The organism is Thauera sp. 2A1 (assembly GCF_009469595.2).
GTDB lineage: Bacteria > Pseudomonadota > Gammaproteobacteria > Burkholderiales > Rhodocyclaceae > Thauera.
In genome coordinates, this window is sequence record NZ_SSXV01000076.1 from 1 (window position 1) to 2,422 (window position 2,422).

At 32.6% G+C, this 2,422-nt stretch carries 3 protein-coding genes and 1 tRNA gene; all 4 read right to left on the reverse strand.

Annotated elements, in window-relative coordinates; all coding sequences use genetic code 11:
• Positions 1 to 23 precede the first annotated feature (23 nt).
• A tRNA-OTHER gene (locus tag GH664_RS22400) sits at positions 24 to 141 on the reverse strand.
• Between the two features lie 46 nt (positions 142 to 187).
• The gene (locus GH664_RS22405) at positions 188 to 907 is read right to left on the reverse strand and encodes a hypothetical protein (protein ID WP_153163776.1); all 720 of its coding nucleotides are present in this window, start codon (positions 905 to 907) and stop codon (positions 188 to 190) included.
• Positions 908 to 1,005: 98 nt separating this feature from the next.
• Positions 1,006 to 1,500, reverse strand: a complete 495-nt coding sequence (locus GH664_RS22410) for a hypothetical protein (RefSeq protein WP_153163775.1) — start codon at positions 1,498 to 1,500, stop codon at positions 1,006 to 1,008.
• A gap of 377 nt (positions 1,501 to 1,877) precedes the next feature.
• Positions 1,878 to 2,422, reverse strand: a 545-nt coding sequence (locus tag GH664_RS22415; RefSeq protein WP_194270477.1) for a hypothetical protein, incomplete at its 5' end; no start/stop codon positions are given.

Genomic DNA, 2,422 nt, shown 5'->3' on the forward strand with positions numbered 1-2,422 from the left:
ATCTTCATAGCGTATAAATTTAGTGGAGTGTATGGGAATCGAACCCATGATGCCGATTGGTTGCAGCACTATAAATAGTGTATTAGAGTCTCTCTAATATTCCTCCCTGTACCCTGCGCTTGCCTACTAGCTGAACACCCCTTGAGGCAGGATTCTTTATAGACTATCCTGCTAAAAGTCTGTCGCTCTACGCTGCTTGCTTTATCTCTGGCAAATGTTTAGCAAAGCATTTCTTTTCTAAAGTTGCTCTATCTACTATCGTAATAGACTCGTAGTTACTATATTTATCGGATAACTTTGTATTCAATTTAGTAACTACTTCAGTAAGTTGTTCAATAGGTAGATTAGAGTAGCTTGTCTTAAACTCTTTATCGTCTGTAGTAGCTATAACTACTTTATACGGTCTTTGTTCTAAATACTGTAGCTTCTTAGACATCTTGAACTCTGCAAGTTGTTTAGCTACTTTCTTAATTTTCTCTTCATGAGCGGCTTTATAAGCTTGTTGTTTAGCAATACGTTCTGCTTTATTGCTACCATATAGATTCTGTACCAGTTCTTTATGGTAACCAGAATAAGGACGTTCTTCTAATAACTGTTTTTTATCCTTCTTATCAGACACCTGTATAGGTTTCTTAGGAATACTAGCTATACCTTTTTTAGCTTCATGATACTCCTTTCGTGCATTAGTAGCTTCAGGAGTCCACTTATAAGTATATACTTCTCTACTTACTATCTTATCATGACGACGAGTAGTTACAAATTCCTTTGTCATAGGCTTAATATTTTCTGACAAAGATATCCCTTTACTACACATAGTTTTATAATCTGAGGACTTAGTTAATCCATAACGTTTCTGTAAGTTTTGCTGGTATTTAGCATTTTTCTTATTTCTAGTTTCTTGATTCATAACAATTGATTTTAATAGTTAAAAACTAAAGGAAGCTAAATAGGTTAATATTTTAAGATTTCCCGTACGTACTCTCCCTATCGCTTCCTTGTTATATTTTAAGCAGCTAAGCACATTGGAGCAGCAGAATCATCAAATTCTGTTTCTTCATTGAACTTAGTAAGTTTCTCTTTTAATTTCAGAATCTCTAAATCGAGTTCTTTTATTCGTGCTTTAACCCAGTTTGAAGTTAAAACTTCAGTCTTATTCAGAGCTTTTTTACCTTTCTTAGACTTAAGAACAGGGTTCAAAGTTCGTATACGACTTAGATGTACTTTCATTTCTTGCAATTCACATAGCTTAAATACATCCAATTGATTACAATCAGCTGGCAAATCACTAAATTTCTTTATACCCATGTTGATACATAGTATCTTTAATTTAACAATTACTCGATCATCTGTAAGACCTTTAATTGTATTATAAAGTTCTTTCAAATCGTAAGTACGCTGATAATTACGATTTACTACATTCTCAATAGAAATAATATTCCAATACTTAGTAATATCTGCTGATAGTTTATCACGCTGTTCAATAAATTTATTTGCTTTCATATATACTTGATTTTAATAATTTGACAATTAGTTAATTACATAGTATATTAGAAAGTCTACCTGTGTAGTTAATAGACCGATCAAAGTCTAATAACTTAAAATATCAGCTATCTTCACAGACCGCTGATATGAATAACAATAAAATTAAGAAATAAGACAGACAAGATCAAAGAGTTAGCGCCTCTGTCACATCTCGATACGGCATCCGATTCTTCTTCTCTCGGCTTTCCAACACTTAGTTACCTTAGTAACATTATCAGAGGCAAGTAAGTAAGAGTATATACGAACCCAACCAAATGTATATACTCTTACTGATTTTATGTTGATTTTCAATTATTTTCTACTCAATACGAACCCAACCAAATGTATATATTCGATTATAAATCTCCTTCAACATGTAAACTGACAGGTATTCTTTCATACCCAAAATCTATGCAAGCATTTGCTACCCCAACCATTTTGCGTCGCTTGCTGTTGTTACCCATATTTTTATCAAAGCCTGGGTCATCTTTTGTAATATCATAGGTCAATTTCAATGGACTGTTTTCATCAAGTAATGTACAGTAATACAATAATAACTCGATTACTTTTTCTTTTTCATCTTTCTTAAGTACTTTATCAATTGCTTCTGTCAGAAACCCAACCAAACCTGACTTATCACAATTGTTACTTTCTACACCTGTGATGATAAAAGCTATTCTTTGTACTAAACTAAAAAAGTCTATTACATAATAGGAATTAAACCACTTATTTACCCAACCATATTTGTGGCGTCCTATTAATACTGTTCCATCATATCCAACTTTAATTGTTTTGCTCCCATCCATTAGCAAATTATTTTGAATACGAGGATCAGACATAATTAGCTGTAACATCTGCAAGTGATATGAATCTATTGGCTTTTTATTTGTTGCCATAGCTT